Raw genomic sequence first — 19726 nt, forward strand, 5'->3', positions numbered from 1 at the left:
TCTCCTTAAGAGCCTGCTGTAGCTGAGTAATTTGTTCCGAAGTTAAAAAGTTTTTGGCTGGTGGTGGCATAGTTAATTTCAATCTATTCTGCATTTATATTATGCAGCTTAAATGCCGATTAGCTTACAAGCACCTTATATTAGAGGACGCAAATTATCTTAAGTCCAGAGGATTGGTTCGCGATAGCTGGTCGCGAACCAATCCCCTTTTCCACATCCCGTGAAAAGTCAGACAAAGACTCCCACCGCTAGTAGTACTTATGTCATTTTCTTCTATTGTGCGTGCCTTAGCGCGATCGCCGCTCACCACTGAATTTATTTCTAAGCTAAACCGACAACAAGAATTGCGGTTAAATGGCATTCCTCGACTACCCAAGGGTTTGGTGGCTTCGGCTTTGGCGCAGTCTCAGGGCAAGGATTTGTTTGTGGTTTGCGCCACTCTGGAAGAAGCTGGACGCGTTTATGCACAACTGGAGGCAATGGGATGGCAAACAGTACATTTTTACCCCACCTCCGAGGCTTCTCCTTACGAACCTTTTGACCCGGAAACTGAGATGAGTTGGGGGCAAATGCAAGTACTGGCAGATTTGGTGACAGGGGATAGGGAACAGGGAACAGGGGACAGAGAAATGAGCAACACTCTCCCCAATCCCGGAATTAAGCGAACTTTGGCAATTGTGGCTACTCAAGGGGCGTTACAACCTCATTTGCCTCCACCAGAAGCTTTTGGGCAATTCTGTCTTACATTGAAGCGGGGGATGGAATTAGACCTGAATAGCTTCAGTGAGAAAATAACTATTCTGGGATACGAACGAGTACCTCTGGTGGAAACAGAAGGACAGTGGAGCCGGCGGGGCGATATTGTTGATGTGTACCCAGTCTCATCTGAGTTTCCAGTCCGCCTGGAATGGTTTGGCGATGAAATCGAGCAAATGCGGGAATTTGACCCAGCAACCCAACGTTCCGCCCTCGACAAAGTTGATCAGTTAATTCTTACCCCCACTAGCTTTGCTCCCATCGTCATGGGGGCACTGAAGAATAGTTCTGAGTTGCGAGTTATGAGTGATAAGTTAAATTCTGACTCAGAACTTAGCACTGAGAACTCATCACTCTTGGAGGGTAGTCGTCGCTTTTTGGGGTTGGCTTTCGAGCAACCAGCGTCCCTGCTAAACTATTTATCAGAAAATACCCTGATTGCCATTGATGAGCCAGAACAGTGTCATGCTCATAGCGATCGCTGGGTAGAAAATGCAGAGGAACAGTGGAGACTGGGGACTGGCGAAGAATTAAACCTGCCAAAAATTCATCGGTCGTTTGATCAGTGTCTGGCTGACGTTGCAAAATTTAAAACATTATATTTTTCGGAACTGGCAGAGGAAAATGATGGGATCAATCTTGCCAGCCGACCTGTTCCAGTCACACCGCACCAGTTTGCTAAACTAGCTGAAACCATCCGCCAAGAACGCGATCGCAATTTCTCTATTTGGCTGCTTTCTGCTCAACCTTCACGTTCTGTCTCTCTATTGCAAGAACATGATTGTCCGGCTCAGTTTATCCCCAATCCCCGCGACTACCAAGCGATAGATAAGCTCCAAATTAACCATACTCCCATAGCCCTAAAATATTCTGGTCTTGCCGAACTAGAAGGTTTTATTCTGCCTACATACCGATTAGTAATAGTTACAGATCGGGAATTTTTTGGGCAGCATTCCTTGGCGACTCCCGGCTATATCCGTAAGCGCCACAAAGCTACTTCTAAGCAAGTTGATCCCAATAAGCTGCGTCCAGGCGATTATGTGGTTCACAGAAATCATGGTGTTGGCAAATTTGTCAAGCTGGAAAGTTTGACGATTAATAACGAAACTCGTGATTATTTGGTAGTTCAGTATGCTGATGGGTTACTCAGAGTTGCAGCCGATCAAGTAGGTGCTTTATCTCGGTTCCGCGCCGCAGGTGACAAAGCACCGGAACTCAACAGGATGACCGGGAAAGCTTGGGAAAATACCAAGAATAAAGTCCGTAAAGCCATCAAAAAATTGGCGGTGGACTTGTTGAAACTGTATGCAGCGCGATCGCAACAACAAGGTTTTAGCTTCCCAGGTGATATGCCTTGGCAAGAGGAACTGGAAGATTCTTTCCCCTATCAACCCACAACGGATCAGCTGAAAGCTGTACAAGATGTGAAACGAGACATGGAAAGCGAGCGCCCAATGGATCGCTTAGTTTGTGGCGATGTCGGTTTCGGTAAGACGGAAGTGGCGATTCGTGCTGTTTTTAAAGCAGTCACCGCCGGTAAACAAGTGGCACTCCTTGCGCCAACTACTATTTTAACACAGCAGCATTACCATACACTCAAAGAACGTTTTGCACCCTACCCCGTAAATGTCGGTTTACTCAACCGCTTTCGTTCTGCTGAAGAACGCCGTGATATTCAAAAGCGGTTGGCAACGGGTGAATTAGATGTAGTGGTTGGTACGCACCAAATTTTAGGAAAAGGTGTATCATTCAAGGACTTAGGACTGTTGGTGGTGGATGAAGAACAGCGATTTGGGGTAAACCAAAAAGAGAAAATTAAAAGCTTGAAAACTCAAGTGGACGTGCTAACCCTCTCCGCCACACCCATTCCCCGGACTTTGTATATGTCTTTGTCGGGAATTCGGGAAATGAGTTTGATTACCACGCCACCCCCAACCAGACGACCGATTAAAACCCATCTATCACCAATAAATTCCGAAAGTATCCGCACTGCAATTCGTCAAGAATTAGATAGAGGTGGACAGGTTTTTTATGTAGTTCCGCGAGTGGACGGAATTGAAGAGACAACAGCCAATTTACGAGAAGTTTTACCGGGAGCTAGATTTGCGATCGCTCACGGTCAAATGGATGAAAGCGAGTTAGAATCAACCATGCTCACCTTCAGTAATGGTGACGCAGACATCCTTGTTTGTACGACAATTATTGAATCTGGCTTAGATATTCCGCGAGTCAACACGATTTTGATTGAAGATGCTCACCGCTTTGGATTGGCACAGTTATATCAATTACGCGGTCGTGTGGGACGTGCAGGTATCCAAGCTCATGCTTGGTTATTTTATCCGAAGCAACGGCAATTATCTGATGCGGCACGGCAACGATTACGAGCAATTCAGGAATTTACTCAGCTAGGTTCTGGATATCAGCTAGCGATGCGCGACATGGAAATTAGAGGTGTAGGTAACTTGCTAGGTGCAGAACAATCTGGTCAAATGAATGCCATCGGTTTTGATTTATACATGGAAATGCTGGAAGAAGCAATACGGGAAATCCGAGGACAAGAAATACCGAAAGTGGAGGATACGCAGATTGACCTCAACCTGACAGCATTTATCCCAGCAGATTACATTACCGATTTGGATCAAAAGATGAGTGCATACCGGGCGGTGGCGACAGCTAAATCTAAATCAGAATTAAAGCAGATTGCTGCCGAGTGGAGCGATCGCTATGGTACTTTACCAGTGTCTGCAAATCAACTTCTGCGAGTCATGGAACTCAAACAGCTAGCGAAAAAACTCGGATTTAGCCGGATTAAACCAGAAAACAAGCAGCACGTCGTTTTAGAAACACCAATGGAAGAACCAGCTTGGAATTTGTTAGCAGCGAATTTACCCGACAATCTCAAAACGCGCTTTGTATATTCTCCTGGTAAAGTTACAGTGCGCGGGTTAGGAGTTTTTAAAGCAGATCAACAATTGCAGAATTTGATTGATGCTTTCGGGAGAATGCAAGGTGCGATTCCAGAGGCGGCTGTTGTTTAATCAAAAGCAATCAGCATTATTAATTAGGATTACAGGCGATCGCTCTCGGAAAGAAGTCTGCGTAGGCGTAGCTCGTCGCATACATTGCCTTTTGTAAACCTGATTTTTCACAGGATATGGAAAAGGGGGGATAAGGTAAGCTGCTATATCTGTGTTTAAGCCAATATTGTTCAAGCCTAAGTATCTTCAAATAACACTAAACCATACTTCTCGCCAGTAGGTAAAAACCCGATTCCTCGATAAACGGCTTGGGCTGATTGGTTATTATGACCTGTAAACAAGATAGCGCGTTCTACTCCTTGCGATCGCGCATCTAGCAACGAGCCTGCTACCACACTTTTGGCGTAGCCTTTACCCCGCAGGGCTGGCGGTGTCCACACTCCACCAATTTGCACAATATCAGGCAGGCTGGCATTAAAGGCAGAGTAAGAAACTGGAGTATCTCCTGCTAGCAAAACCCAATGCATAGCCATAGCTTGACGTGCTTCAATTACGACACGGTAAGCTGGACGCAAACTGAGAGTATCTGTTTGTCCTAAAGTTTCCACATTATAAGCAGCGCACCACTCGGTGAGTAATTCCAACTCTTCTGGATGTGGTAAACGACACTGCAACTTGGCCGCTGCTAAGGCTTGAGGTATTTGCAAGTCTCGCAGTGCCAGAGAAAACAATATCTCAGGCTCATTAAGCTGAGTTGGTCGGTTGCTAAGTCCCAAAATGCTTTTTGTCGCTTCAACTTGTGCTGCTGGCCCACTAATTCCAGAGATGACACGCCCTGATTGTGCCACAACTGCTTGCACCACCTCTGGCAAATGTACAGGGGCTTGGACTATTACCATGCCATTCCAAAAGTGGGCTGCAACTGCCACTATAGTTTCATCTATGTATGCCGCTACATAAGTTCCTTGAAATCTTGCGCCTTCATCAAGCAGTCCCGCAGTTCGCCAATTAGAGCGCAAAAACATAGAAGTATCGGTGTGTTGCAAGAGAAATGCTTCTAGCGATACTTCATCTCCAGGTTGCAGGGTTCTCAAAGTAGGCACAAAAAACTCCTGAGTGTCCAATTCAGTTTACCGAATAAGCGGTTTTGGTAATAGTACCAATGCCACTTGTAAAGCTGGTTATACCTAGAATAACCGCAGCGATGTTTGGTGACAAACAACTTCTCTAAGTTCCCTGCGGGACGCTTACGCGCAGTTTCCCTGGAGGGGTACGCGCAGCGTGCCGCAGACAGACACTTTGCGAATGCTTCTATACCAAAAGTACCCTTGAGTGTACTATTCACTGACCAATTGTATATTCCATGCTAAAAAGTGAATGATCGATACAAGCAGCAACTAAGCAAAAACAAAGTGGTTGAGTATCTTGACAAATTTCCTCAAACTATTTCACCAAGGCGGCGGGAAGTCCACTTGCTTTTTAGGGTGTCCGGGATAGCCGCCCTGCCGCCGTTAACTGTTGACTGATGACTGTTAACCGTCAACCGTCATCAGTATGCACGTGTTATCCCATCTCCTTTTAGGGGCGGGATGAGCTTAAAAATATTCACTAGTACACTGTGATGAAAGTTTCCCTACCTTTATCTTTTCAAACTAACTGGATTTGCGCTTTGCTGTACTAGCCCTATTCAACACTTATAAACTTTAGAAAATAATTGGAGGCAAAATGATTTCTAATCAAAAGATAACTGATAATGATTGGAATTTAGATGAAAGTAGAACACTTATCCAAGCACTTATAAAAGATTTTTATAAAAACAATCTAAATAGTTTTGTAGATCCAATTAAACAAGAAGGATTGATAGCAGCCGGAAAAGAAATATCTCAAATAATTATCTTGTTTAATAGACTTCAAAAACTCATCAATAGAAATACACCACAAAAGATTTGGTGGGACAAAATACCGAGAATAGTTATACCTGACAATCGGGATAAAATTCAAATAGAACTTACTGAACTCTCTAAAGCTTTAATATTTGCAATAGAAGCTCTGCGTGAATCATCATCGAATATCAATATTGCTCAAGCTATTAGATTTGATGTTGAACAAATTGTTTGCAAATATGAACATCCCCTCACAGGATTTATTATCAATCCATTTCTATCAGTCCACCGTTCACCATCAACGACAACTAAAGTAATTTTTGGGCTTATCAGTGCCGTTTTTATATATGGAGGAATTACTTCTTCTTCTATCGCAGGACTTTGGATTTTCTCAGAAATTGTTAATTATTACAACAATAATAATTATAATATCAGCAAAAAATTATTACAAAATGAAATAAAAGAGATTCAAAAGTATACAGATAACCGGGTTGAGCAAATCCAAAATAAAGCTGAACAAGATAATCAATCAGAAAAGATAAATTCTACTTCCATAAATGATGGTAGTAAATTGAAACAAAGTAAAGAAGAAATTAAAGAACTCAGTATAATATCACAAAAAAATACAGAATTTAAGAGTACAGAGCTAACCACACTAAATAGTAATCTTGCTGAATTAAATGCACAATATAGCAAAAGACAATCTGTGAATGCGAAGTATAATGAATTTCTGCTCCAACTAAGTTTAGCTATTTCGGCAGGAACATTAGGTAGTATTATCAGTATTTTAATCAGAATTGAAGAATTTCAGAAGAAGAAATATTCTGACCCATTAACTCCATTTCTTGTTGGTGCTTTTAAACCAATGATCGGGGGAGCATTTGCTGTTTTGTTTTTGGCTTTGATTAACTCTGGAATAATACTAATGTTTATTAATCCAAGTGTCTTTAAGCTAAATCCAACTACCAATCCAGAATCATCTCAAGACCAACAAAGGTCTCTAATTTTTGTAATAGCATTCGTTGTTGGCTTTAGTGAAAGACTAGCAAAGGATTTTATAGGCAAAGCAGAAGAAATAGCAGGCGCTAATCGAGAAAACTCTGAATATAAACCAGTTACTAATGAGTTATCAAGCGATGTAGATAGTTTAAATATATTGCAAAAAAAACTAGCTAATAGTGTAGTCGCGTCAAATACACTGCCAAATCAACTAGATAGTAGTGATTCTCTAAATAGTGCAGATGATTTAAGCTCTAGCAAAGGCGATCGCTAATCTCCACTATTGGTGGGATAGGTTTATTGATTTGGCAAAGGTAAGCAGATAGTGAAACAAGTTCTGCCCGGCTGTGACTCAAATGAGAGCGTACCATGATGACGATTTTCTATAATCCGGCGAACGGTTTCCAAACCGAGTCCTGAACCACGCCCCACTGATTTGGTGGTGAAAAAGGGTTCGAAAATGCGCGTTTGAATTTCAGGTGGAATTCCACTGCCAGAATCGATTATGTCAATATGAGCAAAGCGATCGCAATGCCAAGTTGTAATTTCCAGCAATCCCTTACTATTCATTGCATCAATGGCGTTGTCAATTAAGTTCGTCCACACTTGATTCAGTTCACTGCCGTAGGCAAGGATTTTAGGAAGATGTTGATCGTAATTGCGTTGTATTTGGATGTCGCACTTAAGTTTATGAACAAACAATCGTAATGTATCTTCTAAACCTTGATGTATATTTACTTCTTGCTGAATGCCTTGATCGAGGTAAGCATAAGACTTCATCGATTGCACAAGTTCAGAAATCCTCTCGGCTCCTCGCAAACCATGTTTAATCATCGACATGACTTCAAATGAGAGCGATAGCCAGTGCAATCCGATTTCTCGTAATTCGGTCTCATCGTTGCGCCAACGTTCCATCATCTTATCTAGGGTTTCGACCTCAACACCACCTTCCGCTAAAGGTTCCGCTAATTTCCAGGCTTGCTTTACACCATAGTCTTCTAACCATTCCAGCAACACGGTTTCGCGATCGCTTAGTGTCACCGGATCTAGACGATTATTCAAAATCGCATCATAGCCTTGATCGCGCAGTCTCAACCAGTCTTGAGTATGGGCTTCCTCAACATTGCGTTGCCCATAAACTAAGTTCATTCGTTGTAGTTCCAGGATGGCGGCCGGCATTTCCCCTAAGGTACGAACGAGGGCTGAGGCTGGGTTGTTGAGTTCATGAGCTAGACCGGCGGCAAGTGTCCCTAAAGCTGCCATCTTTTCCCGCCCACGAATAAAGGACTCTAGCCCCCGAAGCCGACGTTCCATAATGCGGAAGACCATCCGTTCAAAATCACGACATTCATGTAGCAGTTTACGGAAGTCCTCTGCCTTAATCTCATATAGGTTGCAATTTGTCAATGCCCGCATTGTCACAGGTACAGGTTCATCTGTGAGGACTGGAATTTCCCCAAAAAAGGATGGAGCTTCGTGTTGCCCGATGGGAATTTCAACTCCTTCACTGCGGCGAGTAAGCTTAATTTTACCTTTGACTAAAATAAATAAGCCGCGTCCAGGGTCTCCCTCATGCGTCAACACTTCTCCGGTGCGGAGTTCAACTGTTTGAGCGCGATCGCAAGCCCACTCCAATTGCTCTTTAGAAAGCCGTTGAAACGGGTCTAAGTTGATCAATTCTTCAATACATAACATTCATGAACCTCCTTGAGAGGGCCTACCGTGTACACACAAGTTTTTTAAAGTTGCTGTGTAACGTAGGGTGGGTTAATTTTTGCAGGTTGATGCAACTAAGGTGCGGGTCGATGCAACTAAGATGCGGGTCGATGCAACTAAGATGCGGGTCAAGAGACTTGTGTGTACGCCGTAGTTGAGAGGGCAGGGAGGGGTTGCAGATTTTACTTAAACAGCTTGGTATTCACCGCTTCACTTAAACATTACTTAGGTAGCGATGAACGAATTGAATGGCGATGGAACCTTCTCCCACACCGGATGCCACCCGCTTAATTGACCCAGATCGCGCATCTCCAGCCGCAAAGATGCCAGGAACACTGGCTTCTAGTAAGAAAGGAGAGCGTTCCAAACGCCAACCTTGAGGAGATTTGCCATTATGCATCAAGTCCGGTCCTGTGAGGATAAACCCCTGGGCATCGCGTTGAATAACACCATCGAGCCAATCAGTTTTAGGGCTAGCACCAATGAAGATAAAAAGCGATCGCGCTGGCACGGTTTCAGTTTGTCCAGTCTTGGCATGGGCAATCACAATTTCTTCTAAATTTTCATCTCCCTTCACTTCCACAACGCTACAACCTGTGCAAACTTTGATATTTGCAGTCGCTGCAATCTGGTCAATCAAGTATTGTGACATACTCGATGAAAGCGATTCTCCCCGCACCAACATGATCACTTTGCTGGCATATTTAGAAAAATGCATTGCTGCTTGTCCAGCAGAATTTGCCCCGCCTACTAGGTAAACTTCTTCATTAGTACAGGCGATCGCTTCAGTCATGGCAGCACCGTAATAAATTCCTGCTCCCTTGAGCTTCTCGGCTCCTGGAATATTTAGCCAACGGTAGGAAACGCCGGTTGCAACTAAAAGTGCATGGCAACTAATCTCGCTGCCATCCGCCAATTGTAGAACCCGATAAGGATCTTGCAGCTTAACTCCGGTTACTACTTGAGGAGTGAGAATTTCTACCCCAAATCGCCGCGCCTGAGTGACTCCACGCCGTGCCAAATCGCTGCCGCTCAACCCAACAGGAAACCCTAGATAGTTCTCAATCCGTGAACTCGTACCTGCTTGCCCGCCTGGAGCCTCACGCTCAATTAAGACTGTACTTAATCCCTCAGAAGCACCATAGACGGCGGCTGCCAGTCCGGCAGGGCCACCACCCACGATCGCTAAATCATAGAAGGGTCGCTCTGCCTGGGTTTGCAGTCCAATTTTGGCGGCAATCTCTAAATTAGATGGTTGGATTAATCGAGAACCATCGGGAAACAGCACCAAAGGCAATTGTTGTCTACAATCAGCTTGGGCGTATTCCACCAATTTTGCCGCCTCCGGTTCCAGTTCAATATCTAACCACTTAAATGGAATCTGGTTACGCGCCAGGAAGTCTTTCACCTGATGGGAAAAAGGCGACCAGCGATTACCAATCACTCGGATACCTTCAAAGGGTGGGCGGAATCCAGCTAGCCAATCATCTAGCAAATCATCCAAAACCGGATATAGTCGCTCCTCTGGTGGATTCCAGGGCTTGAGTAAGTAATAATCAAGTCTGGCACTATTAATTGACTTAATGGCTGCATCCGTATCTGCATAGGCCGTCAGCAAAGCACGTTTCGCATCAGGAAAGATGACTTTTGCCTGTTCAAGAAACTCCACACCTCCCATTTGAGGCATTCTTTGATCCACCAAAAATAGAGCAACTGCTTCATTCCGCAATTTGAGTTGCTGCACTGCGTCTAGAGCAGTAATACCAGAATCTGCCCGGACAATGCGAAAGCGATCGCCATACTGATGCCGCAAGTCTCGTGACACTGCTTGCAACACTTCTGGATCATCATCGATGGTTAAAATTGCAGGTTTCGCCATAAGTAGTGTTACTTAATAATTGCAGTGCCTAGCCGTTATCTTCAAAAATCTGTCGTCAGAATATCTACTGTTTAACCAGTTGTTTTAAACGAAAGTATGCCTCTTCTGGTGTCAACGGTTCGGATTGATTTTTATTAGGGATATAAAATACCCAGGTATCGGGAAAGTAATGCACTACAAAGCTTGGAATCAAACCCAAGGTTACTGCTTGCTTTCCGAGTTTTTCAGTTTGTTCTTCTAAACTCAGTTGATCATGAAATGGATGTTCAGCCATACTTTTTCATCTCCTTGCACTTTATTGACCCTGGAAGAACGTTTAACATCAGCATTGCACGAATCAGCTTTAGGTGATTCACGATTCACTATCTTCCAGAATGAGCTTGAGAATATTTTGTCTTTTTTTCGTAACTGCGCCGACGATTCAATCCAGAAAAACCAATCACTCCCATACAAAGGAGTGCTGTGATCTGACTTGCCTCTGGAACTGTTTGAAACGTTTGAACTGAACCTGAGATTAAAGGCAAACCTCTTACAGGAGCAGTTATATCTGGGTTATCGAGTGTAAGGTTCTCCAAAAGAAGGAGCGTTCCAGTAGCACCGCTAAATCTGCCCGCGCCACCAGTAATAGATATAGTATTAGTCACCCTTCCCACAGAATTTGGGAAATCAAGTATGGCACTACCACTGACAGTTCCAAATAGTCTATCTTCTCCTTGACCAGAGATTGTCAGATTGCCAAACGGTAAGTTCTCTAGACCAAACTCCGCTGGGTCTGGCTCAATGGCAATCACACCTGTATTCGGGTTGAATTTACCATAGCTTATATTTGTAAGTCTAGTTAGACCGTATGGTGCATCAACGTTTTCTCCAAGACTTTTTATTCTTAAAACGTTTTCTGTAATGGGTGTAAGGGTCGTTTGTGAATTGTAAGTGGTTTTAAATGGATATTGTGTCTGTGCAATTGCACTTGGGAAATTTGACCCGAAACTTATTACAGTCAACGCTACCGGAACAAGCCATGTAGTGGATGAGCGGAGCATAATTTACCTGATTTTTAGTAGAGAATGTCCAGCCTTTTCCATTAAAATACAACAAAATAAAACTTTTTTGAGCTATACAAAGTATGATCGCGCTTTTTCGCATTGTCCCCGACAACTGGCAACAGGGGGAGGAGCGCGTAAAAACTTTTAATAACTCCTCTTGAAGAAATTAGCGATGTCTACGACGCTCTTGCACTAGTTAATTACCTTCTAGTAAAGTCCAGAAGTAGCCATCTGGCGCAACAAAAGAGAGACTCATCTCGCCAAACTCATTACTAATGATGTCTGTAACTTTTTGTACAGTACTTGCTTTGATGCGATCGCAATACTCCTGTATTCCCTTAACCCGATAGGTATATAAAGACATACCCAAGCTACCTGGTTGGGCTGCCTCAAAGCGCGATTCTAAATTAATAGATTCTGGGAATCGAATGATGTAAAGTCTACCGCTGCGTGCAGCCATGAAGTCAGACTTAGAAGAACGAGGATCATCAAAGGTAGTAACAATAAATTTTTCACCAGGGTTAAGGTCAAAAATATCTCGGCCTGCTGGCGAAGACTCATAGCTAGTTTCCACATCATCACGCACACGCAGCAAACCCAAAACTTCTTCGTAAAACTTCAGGGTTTCTTTGCTGTCATCTTGAACGATGATCCCCATGTGGGTAAATTGACTAGTCTTGAGCGCAGCATTATCGTTAACTTGTCCGTAATGCGGTAGTGCATAGCCAAACCGTTGAAATAAAACCTGTCGAGTCAAGGGTTGCAGTAGCAGCATTTCTCGCACCCCAACTGCTGGCTCAATAAAAGGACGGCTTTTCCTCTCTTTGTTGTAGATGACTTCCCAATAAGGGTTAGTGTGCCTAATAGGGAAACCTGCGGCTTTTGCATCTTCTATATGATTTAAGATACTTAACACATCTGCTGTTAAGCTTGTCGCCCAGCGATTTCCTTTAATTTTCATTGATGCTATTCCCAAACCTTGATGGGTGGGGTTTTGCCAAACCATCAGCCGAATCAAACCATGATCTGAATTTTGGTGGTAGAGGCGGATTGAGCGTAAAGACGAATTCACCCCATATAATTGATAGGCTACATCTGCGGTTAATTCACCCACTTCACCAATGCGATAGCCAAATTGCTCCCAATACTGAATTGCAGAAATTGGCTCTGGGATGCCGATACAGACTTCATAGATACCTTTAATAGCGGTTTGTTGTTCTTGAGTCATAATCAGTGCTGAATTAGGAGAGACGCGATTCATCGCGTCTGTGTTGACAAAAGTATCTCTTAAAGAATCCGAAAAGCAACAACTTTATTTTGTAGCTTATGATGTACCTACAAAAGTGAGATGTGACTGAATAATAGATTCTTCTGATTGGATGTAATCAACGATCGCTATAAAGTTTTTTTAACAGGAGTTAAGCTATGACGCAGCGACTGACTCAAGAGCAATTATCCCAAATAGTCACGGAAGTAGAAGGTCTGCAAGTGCGTCGGGAAGCGGAATTAGACCAACAGCAGGTTAGAGAAATTTTACAGGAGTTGAATTTACCGCCAGAGTTACTAGATGAAGCGCTGATTCAGTTAAATCGCCGCCAAGCACTGGAAATACAGCAACGCCGGAATCGATGGATTACCTCTGGAGTTGTGGCAGTTGTAGTGGTTGCCATTGCATCTACAATATTTTTCATCCAGCAGCAGAATTCTGCACTCTCTCGTGTTTCTGCTCAACAAGACGGCATCACTTTGGTACAAAATAGTGGCGGTGACTTGAAGACAGTTTCCCGCCAAACCAATCCAGAAGTGTTGTATCGTGTCACCTTAAAGGATGCACCCTTGGGTAAAAAGCTAGCTCTCTCCTGTAATTGGATTGACCCAAGTGGTCAAATTGTCAAGCAAAACAACTATCAAACCCGCGAAATTAATACGTCTGTCTGGGATACCCAGTGTCGCTACACTATTAACCCGGCTGCAACTGTTGGCAATTGGAAGGTGCAGATGTTCCTGGAAGGTCGGCAGATTAGCGATGAAACCTTTGAAGTTAAATAGTCCAGATGGACAACATCCCGCATCACTTTCTTGGCTATTGGGGTTACGGCGCTCAACAGGAGTTGGAAACGCTGTTAAATAGTGTTCTGGAAAACCTCTCTCCAAACCTCTCTCCTACAAGGAGAGAGGCTTTGAATTTTCCCTCTTCCCTAGCAGGGAAGGGGGTTAGGGGGTTAGGTCTGAAAATCTGGAATGTTGTTTATATAGAAATCGATGGAAATTCTCGAAGGCAACAAAATCAGGACTTACACGCTGAACACCTGAAATCTAGATCCCCCCTAGCCCCCCTTAAAAAGGGGGGAACCTTGAAAGCCCCCTTTTTAAGGGGGTTGGGGGATCTCTTCTCTGTAAGTTCTAAAAATCAAATTGCTGCCATCTCCGCATCAGGATTATTTAGCTCACCCGATGCTTGGGTAAGTCTCCAAGAAAACAACTGCCTAATTTTGGGAAGAGAACCTTTCGGAAAAGTGCCTTTGTATTGGACTCAGCAAGGACAAATAATTTGGTTTGCATCCCAACTGCAATTACTCTTACCGATTTTGCAGCATTCAGAAGTTAGCATTCCTGGGTTATATGGCTATAGCTGTTTTTCTTACGTTCCCACACCCTTAACTCCCATCAATGGAGTATTTGCAGTGACGGCGGGAACTGAATTATTTTGGCAAAGTGATTGTCAATTAGGTAGTCTGCAAACGCCTCAATCTAAGAATATCCGTTCGTGGCGGGAAGCGCCAGAACAGTTAACAGATGAAGCTACAGCAATTACCGAATTGCAAACTCTCCTTAAAGACTCCATTGGGCGACAGATTTGCGATTTAAAAGATGAGCCTGTTGGGGTGTTTCTCTCTGGCGGACTCGATTCTTCAGTGGTGGCGGCGCTGCTGGTACAAGCAGGGGTAAAAGTCCGCGCCTACACTTTAGATTTTGGTGATGCAGGAATTACAGAATATCCATATGCTGAACAAGTCGCCCAGTTTCTCAAAATTCCGCTTATTAAAGTTGCAGTAACCCCAAGTTCGATCAAGAATGCCCTGATTCCTACTGTACAAGCATTGGATTTGCCCTTTGGAGATGGCGTGTGTGTTCCGTTGTATCTCCTATCTCAGAGAGCGAGTCAGGAAACTCAGGTAATTTTTAACGGCGAAGGTGGAGATCAATTGTTTGCTGGTTGGACAAACAAACCTTTAATTGCGGCAGGTGTTTATCAGGCAGAAAATCCCGCCGGACAGGAAACTTTTATGCAGCAATATCTCCGCACTTTTCACCGTCTTGGGGGATATGAATCTCAAGTTTATCAGCCGGAGGTATATGCACAGATCCAAAATTTGCATCCCGAAGATTGGCTGTTAGCGGCTCTTGAACAAGATGAATGTCCATCTTTGCTGCATCGCCTCCGCCGTGCCAGTTTGATGCTCAAAGGAGCACAGAATATCCATCCCCGTGCAACTGCATTGGGGTTTGCTCATGGATTATGGGTGCGATCGCCTTTTTGTGATTTGCCTTTAGCAGAATGGACATTCCGCCTATCTGGAGAACTCTGTTTACAAGGAGCTTGTGAAAAATATATCCTCAAACGGGCTGTAGAAAATTGGCTCCCACCGGAAATTGTCTGGCGACAAAAGCGGGGTATGGGGGTTCCCTTAACTTCTTGGTGTTTAAATGATTTTTGGCATCAATTGGGCATCTGGCTAAATCCAGAAATACTTCGCGCCAACAATCACTTTTATCCTCACATTGCGGCCCAAATCGTTGAAGGCAAACTAGGAGCAGCTATTCAAGGCCGTCGGATTGGTGAAACACTCTGGTTACTTATTATCTGGCAACTTTGGCGAGCGCATGTTTTAAATGAAGAACTAAGTAAACAATGCTGGGATCATCCGTTTTGGTTACATCCTTGGCTATGGAGGAGTTATAAGCGATGGCAAGGTTAGATAAAAAAGAGTTAGGAATTAGGAGTGAGGAGTTAGGAATTAGGAGTGAAAAATTAATTTTTTCATCTCCCCCATTTAGCAAAGAACTTGCTCAGGAGTTACTGAATAACTACAGTTCTCCGCTTTATGTTTATAATGGCGATCGCTTGGGTGAAACTATTGAGCAGATTACCAAAGCAGTCAGCTATCCGCGCACGCAATTTCGTTTTGCCAGTGTTACGAATGGCAACATTGCGCTGTTAAAAATTTTTTGTTCATTTGGGTGGGGACTTCATGCTAATACCCCAGGAGATATTTACCTGGGATTGCAAGCTGGTTTCGATCCTAGTGAAATTGTTTATAGTGGGAGCAATTTGAATCGGGCTGAGATGCTACAAGTCCTGAATTGGGGAATTACAACTCTCAATTTTGATAGCCTTCCTCAGTTGCAGTTGTGCTGCGAAGTTTTACCCAAAGGCAGAGAGAAAAATATTCGCCTTGGTTTACGCCTCAATTTGCCAGAAATTACGGGAGACAGCCGAATTGGTGTGCGTCCAGAGGAATTTGGTGATGCGATCGCTTTAACTGCTGAGTTTGGATTAAAGCTGAGTGGTTTACACTTCTATCGAGGAACTGGAACTAATGCAACAACGGCTTTCACCCAGGTGATTGATACGGTAATCGCCACAGCACAACAGTTACCAGATTGGGAATATCTAGATTTTGGTGGCGGCTTTGGCTACCCTTATCATCACAACAAAGCAGCCTTTGACTGGGAAATTTTTGGGGCTGAGTTAACCGAGAGAATTACTCATTTAGGACGGAAAATTGATTTGGTGATTGAACCGGGACGAAGTGCGATCGCTGGATGTGCAACTTTGCTTGCTCAAGTTGTTTCTGTGAAATGGCAAGGAGAAAAACAGATTGTTGGAGTTGATACTACCGTTGCGAATCTTTCAGTACCCTCAGTACACGGCGGCTACCGAGAAATCGTCACCTGGAAGCAAGCAGACAATCCCCACTCCCTATTCACAACTGATATTTGTGGTAACACCACCTATTCACGAGATTATCTAGGGAAAGATTGCCAACTCCCAGCCTTAGAAATTGGTGATATCGTTGCCATTCTAGATGTCGGTGCTTACGGTTATGCCATGTCGTCTCACTTTTTACACCGCCCCAAACCTGCGGAAGTTTTGCTAGAAAATGGCACATACCGTCTGATTCGCAAACGAGAAGACTACAGTGTTTTGCTCACAAATCAATTAATAACTAACATCCAACAACCGTTATGAAGTGTATTAACTGCGGAACTGACAATAAACTAAAAGACCGGACAGCTAATCAAGGTCGGTGTATAAAATGCAATCATCCGTTTGCCTTTGAACCGACTAGTATGAGTAATGTTAAGATTACCGATCCTTTTTTTGCAAAGGCGATCGCTGACATTTCTGCAAACAACACTTTATTCTTTACACCCAAGCAACTACTTTATTTTCTAGATAATCGTCTCAGGTCAAGGTCAAAGTCAATTTCACGCTTTAGCTGGCTATTTTTATATTTATTTCTTAATTTATTTACGTCAATATTTATTTTCATACCACTAATAGTAAACTTTGTGTTTATTTGGATATTTGTTGAGAACAGTACTTCAAGTAAACTCAACATTATAAGTCGCAAAGACAATGCTAAAAATTTACAAATTATAGGAGGAATTCTTCTTTGTATAGGAATTTTTTTCAGTCTCACGATCCGTATGAGTTTGAGAACAGTTATTCTATTGGTGATTATTTTTATTACAGGAGTTTTATCACTATATTTAGGAACTCGGCAATTAGGTCGAGTTAAATTATTAACACAAGAATTTTTACTTTCACAATCTCAGTTTCAAGACTGGCTAAACCGTTGGCAGCAAATAAATGGTTCAATTCTCAAAATTCTGCCTCCTCCAAATCAGGAAAATACAACAGCCACGGTTAATCCTGATGTAACGGCTTACAGTTTTGATAGATTAGTCGTTTGTGATAGTGCTAGCATTGCTCAACTATTAATTGCTAATAATTTTCACTTTGAAAATAACTGTGCAATTCTCAGCATTACTGGATATCCCCAAAGCATTTTTGACACCACAATGCAAATGCTGCGCCGCAATCCAGATTTAAAAGTCTATGCAGTGCATGATTGCAATCCACGAGGAATTGGTTTAGTTCATCATTTGAGAAATAATGCTAATTGGTTTCTTGATAGTGAGATTATGATTATTGATATTGGACTAACACCACGTCAAATTATCGCTACTAAACACGGAATGTTCATTCAATCTTCTCCAGATTCGGCGGAAGCAGCTAAACAATTACCTGAAGAAATACGTCAAAATTTATCTGCTGAAGAATTAGCATGGTTAGAATCTGGAAAGTTTGTGGAATTGGAATCTTTCACTCCCCAAAGAATAATTAAAGTTCTACAAAGGGGTATTGCTGGCAGTCAAAATTTAGAAAGTGATGACAGCAGCTTGCTTTTAGTAGGCGATACGGGTAATGATATGTATATTGTTCAAAGTTTTGGTTGATATAGCGATCGCATCCCAAATGTGCACAATAGAAGTCGAATTTCTGTTACAAAGCATTGGCCTTTGAAGGAAAACCTTTGGATTTACCAAAATTATGCAGAAATTGCAATTCAGATGTGGTAAGGTCGCGCCATTGACCCACTTGTAGGTCATCTAATTTTAGGTGGGCTATGCTGACTCTGACCAACCGCAAAGTCGGAAATCCTACAGCCGCAGTCATACGCCGTACTTGGCGGTTTTTTCCCTCTGTCAAGGTCATTTCCAGCCAAGCTGTCGGTACATTTTTGCGAAATCTAATTGGCGGAGTCCGTTCAGGTAGCTGTGGCTCTGTTGGTAACAGCTTAACTTCTGCTGGTTGAGTGCGGTAATCTTGAATTTCCACACCTGTTTGCAATCTTGTTATTGCATCTACATCTGGAATTCGCTCTACCTGTACCCAGTAAGTACGTTGATGACCAAAACGCGGATGGGCGAGACGATGTTGCAATTGTCCATCATTCGTTAACAGCAGCAACCCTTCACTATCCCAGTCTAAGCGTCCCACGGGATACACATCAGGGACATCAATATAATCTTTCAGGGTGCTATGGGTGGGAGCATCTTTTGTAAACTGGCTGAGAACGCCATAGGGCTTGTAAAAAATAATATAGCGGTAATGATTTGTCATTGGGCAAAATTATGCAAAAATTTAGGCATCATAACAGTGTAAAAAATGAGCGATATAATGCAACTTACAAATTGACCGTCTTGGAAAAAATTGATTTAGGTAGCATTCCATGCACACCTTTATGGGGACTGTTCACAACTTGAGTAATGTGGAAATTCACAGCTAAACTACATAATACATAAGCATCTTCTGGCGATAAATTGGTGAAGCATTTCAGAAAATCAATCATGTTTTTCAAAGCCAGTTCTAAGGCTTCATCTAAGGTTTGAGCAAATCCCATTGTGATGATATGGGTTGGAGTTTCGGCAATTGGTGTTGTTAGTTGTAAATCCTTGCGAAGTTTGAGGGTAATTCTACCGTTCATGGAAGTTTCAATGGCGGTGACATTTACTTCACCATCTCCCTGTGCAGAATGCCCATCACCAATAGAAAATAATGCACCTGCTACAAAAATCGGCAAAAATAAACGAGAACCAGCTTGCAGTTCGCGGTTGTCGATATTACCACCGTAAGAACCCGGTGGGATAGAAGTTCTAGAGGTTTCTGGAGTAGCTACACCAAGAATTCCAAAAAACGGTTTGAGGGGAATTTTGATGCCAGTACCCGTCGGAAATTCAGCGATATTGTTTGCTAAATCTAGAGGAATGAATCTCAAAGCAGGTTCAGGAAACTGATGTGGTAAAGCTCCCCAACCTGTACGAATCGCATTAAAGCCGACAGGTAAACTAGGTGCGATCGCATCTAATTGTACTTCTAAAACATCCCCTGGTTCGGCACCGCGCACATAAATTGGCCCTGTGAGTAAATGCGGCCCGCCAGCAATTTTGCGTTCTGGTACAAGATTTTGGCAAATGTCGAGAAATTCTGGTGTGAGAAATTCAGGTGGTGCTTTGTCGTAAACATAGTAACCACTATAAGTTTCCACATCAACTGTATCTCCAGAATCAATAATGAGTGCTGGTTCTAGCAAATGGGAGAATCCACCTAGATGAACGGTTTCTTTTGAGGCTTTTAAAATGTAATGAGTCACGTCGCTTCGCTCCGAATTCAAAATTCAAAATTCAAAATTAATAAAGTTTAATATCTTCTATAATTAGCTTTTGTTGTCTATTGAGTGTACCAAATTTACAGTCATCTCCATTAGTAACTGCGCCAAATAAAATTGATGATTGATCATCCAGAAATTGATCTAGAGCTATTAATTCTACTGCTAGCTGTGTAAAGCATCTTCTGATAATTGGAGATATTACGAATTACAATTAGGAATTAAGAATTGA

The 19726-nt window shown here is 42.9% G+C and carries 14 protein-coding genes; 6 read left to right on the forward strand and 8 right to left on the reverse strand.

What is annotated here, in order from left to right; all coding sequences use genetic code 11:
• Positions 1–260: 260 nt before the first annotated feature.
• Positions 261–3794 carry a transcription-repair coupling factor gene (gene mfd, locus H6G92_RS20815; RefSeq protein ID WP_190895504.1) on the forward strand — a complete coding sequence of 1178 codons (3534 nt, stop codon included), beginning with the start codon at positions 261–263 and terminating at the stop codon, positions 3792–3794.
• A 176-nt stretch (positions 3795–3970) separates the two neighbouring features.
• Here the strand turns inward: mfd and H6G92_RS20820 are convergent, their stop codons facing one another.
• Positions 3971–4837: a GNAT family N-acetyltransferase gene (locus H6G92_RS20820; RefSeq protein ID WP_190895505.1), complete on the reverse strand. Its 867-nt coding sequence runs from the start codon at positions 4835–4837 to the stop codon at positions 3971–3973.
• 622 nt (positions 4838–5459) lie between these two features.
• Between H6G92_RS20820 and H6G92_RS20825 the strand changes: the two genes are divergently transcribed.
• Positions 5460–6890, forward strand: a complete 1431-nt coding sequence (locus H6G92_RS20825) for a hypothetical protein (RefSeq protein WP_190895506.1) — start codon at positions 5460–5462, stop codon at positions 6888–6890.
• A gap of 23 nt (positions 6891–6913) precedes the next feature.
• Here H6G92_RS20825 and H6G92_RS20830 read toward each other — a convergent pair whose 3' ends face one another.
• The 5 genes from H6G92_RS20830 to H6G92_RS20850 all read right to left on the reverse strand — a co-directional run bounded on the left by H6G92_RS20830 (position 6914) and on the right by H6G92_RS20850 (position 12482).
• Positions 6914–8311: a sensor histidine kinase gene (locus H6G92_RS20830; RefSeq protein WP_190895507.1), complete on the reverse strand. Its 1398-nt coding sequence runs from the start codon at positions 8309–8311 to the stop codon at positions 6914–6916.
• Between the two features lie 235 nt (positions 8312–8546).
• A complete protein-coding gene (locus H6G92_RS20835; RefSeq protein ID WP_190895508.1) occupies positions 8547–10211 on the reverse strand; it encodes an FAD-dependent oxidoreductase in 1665 nt (554 codons plus the stop codon).
• A gap of 64 nt (positions 10212–10275) precedes the next feature.
• On the reverse strand, positions 10276–10485 hold the full coding sequence (locus H6G92_RS20840; protein ID WP_190895509.1) for a hypothetical protein: 210 nt from the start codon (positions 10483–10485) through the stop codon (positions 10276–10278).
• An 88-nt stretch (positions 10486–10573) separates the two neighbouring features.
• On the reverse strand, positions 10574–11251 hold the full coding sequence (locus H6G92_RS20845; RefSeq protein WP_190895510.1) for a hypothetical protein: 678 nt from the start codon (positions 11249–11251) through the stop codon (positions 10574–10576).
• Between the two features lie 199 nt (positions 11252–11450).
• Complete coding sequence (locus tag H6G92_RS20850) at positions 11451–12482, reverse strand: VOC family protein (RefSeq protein ID WP_190895579.1); 1032 nt, start codon at positions 12480–12482, stop codon at positions 11451–11453.
• Positions 12483–12679: 197 nt separating this feature from the next.
• On the opposite strand from H6G92_RS20850, the gene H6G92_RS20855 reads away from it, so the two are divergent.
• The 4 genes from H6G92_RS20855 to H6G92_RS39625 all read left to right on the forward strand — a co-directional run bounded on the left by H6G92_RS20855 (position 12680) and on the right by H6G92_RS39625 (position 17782).
• Complete coding sequence (locus H6G92_RS20855; protein WP_190895511.1) at positions 12680–13303, forward strand: DUF3859 domain-containing protein; 624 nt, start codon at positions 12680–12682, stop codon at positions 13301–13303.
• Positions 13304–13308: 5 nt separating this feature from the next.
• Complete coding sequence (locus tag H6G92_RS20860) at positions 13309–15234, forward strand: asparagine synthetase B family protein (protein ID WP_242059257.1); 1926 nt, start codon at positions 13309–13311, stop codon at positions 15232–15234.
• The gene (locus H6G92_RS20865) at positions 15222–16508 is read left to right on the forward strand and encodes a diaminopimelate decarboxylase family protein (protein ID WP_242059258.1); all 1287 of its coding nucleotides are present in this window, start codon (positions 15222–15224) and stop codon (positions 16506–16508) included. Before H6G92_RS20860 ends, H6G92_RS20865 begins: the two co-directional genes overlap by 13 nt.
• A 461-nt stretch (positions 16509–16969) precedes the next feature.
• Positions 16970–17782: a hypothetical protein gene (locus H6G92_RS39625; protein ID WP_242059259.1), complete on the forward strand. Its 813-nt coding sequence runs from the start codon at positions 16970–16972 to the stop codon at positions 17780–17782.
• Positions 17783–17828: 46 nt separating this feature from the next.
• Here the strand turns inward: H6G92_RS39625 and H6G92_RS20875 are convergent, their stop codons facing one another.
• Both H6G92_RS20875 and H6G92_RS20880 read right to left on the reverse strand, forming a co-directional pair.
• A complete protein-coding gene (locus H6G92_RS20875; protein WP_190895513.1) occupies positions 17829–18449 on the reverse strand; it encodes an rRNA large subunit pseudouridine synthase E in 621 nt (206 codons plus the stop codon).
• Positions 18450–18513: 64 nt separating this feature from the next.
• Positions 18514–19479 carry an acetamidase/formamidase family protein gene (locus tag H6G92_RS20880; RefSeq protein ID WP_190895514.1) on the reverse strand — a complete coding sequence of 322 codons (966 nt, stop codon included), beginning with the start codon at positions 19477–19479 and terminating at the stop codon, positions 18514–18516.
• Positions 19480–19726 lie beyond the last annotated feature (247 nt).

This window comes from Nostoc foliaceum FACHB-393 (assembly GCF_014698505.1).
Lineage (GTDB): Bacteria > Cyanobacteriota > Cyanobacteriia > Cyanobacteriales > Nostocaceae > Nostoc > Nostoc foliaceum_A.

Bases quoted from the DNA above. Each gene is read 5' to 3' on its own strand.
- H6G92_RS20845 (WP_190895510.1), bottom strand. From the start codon at position 11,251: ATGCTCCGCTCATCCACTACATGGCTTGTTCCGGTAGCGTTGACTGTA.
- H6G92_RS20825 (WP_190895506.1), top strand. From the start codon at position 5,460: ATGATTTCTAATCAAAAGATAACTGATAATGATTGGAATTTAGATGAA.
- H6G92_RS20865 (WP_242059258.1), top strand. From the start codon at position 15,222: ATGGCAAGGTTAGATAAAAAAGAGTTAGGAATTAGGAGTGAGGAGTTA.
- H6G92_RS20860 (WP_242059257.1), top strand. From the start codon at position 13,309: ATGGACAACATCCCGCATCACTTTCTTGGCTATTGGGGTTACGGCGCT.
- mfd (WP_190895504.1), top strand. From the start codon at position 261: ATGTCATTTTCTTCTATTGTGCGTGCCTTAGCGCGATCGCCGCTCACC.
- H6G92_RS20835 (WP_190895508.1), bottom strand. From the start codon at position 10,211: ATGGCGAAACCTGCAATTTTAACCATCGATGATGATCCAGAAGTGTTG.
- H6G92_RS20855 (WP_190895511.1), top strand. From the start codon at position 12,680: ATGACGCAGCGACTGACTCAAGAGCAATTATCCCAAATAGTCACGGAA.
- H6G92_RS20840 (WP_190895509.1), bottom strand. From the start codon at position 10,485: ATGGCTGAACATCCATTTCATGATCAACTGAGTTTAGAAGAACAAACT.
- H6G92_RS20830 (WP_190895507.1), bottom strand. From the start codon at position 8,311: ATGTTATGTATTGAAGAATTGATCAACTTAGACCCGTTTCAACGGCTT.
- H6G92_RS20850 (WP_190895579.1), bottom strand. From the start codon at position 12,482: ATGACTCAAGAACAACAAACCGCTATTAAAGGTATCTATGAAGTCTGT.
- H6G92_RS39625 (WP_242059259.1), top strand. From the start codon at position 16,970: ATGAGTTTGAGAACAGTTATTCTATTGGTGATTATTTTTATTACAGGA.
- H6G92_RS20875 (WP_190895513.1), bottom strand. From the start codon at position 18,449: ATGACAAATCATTACCGCTATATTATTTTTTACAAGCCCTATGGCGTT.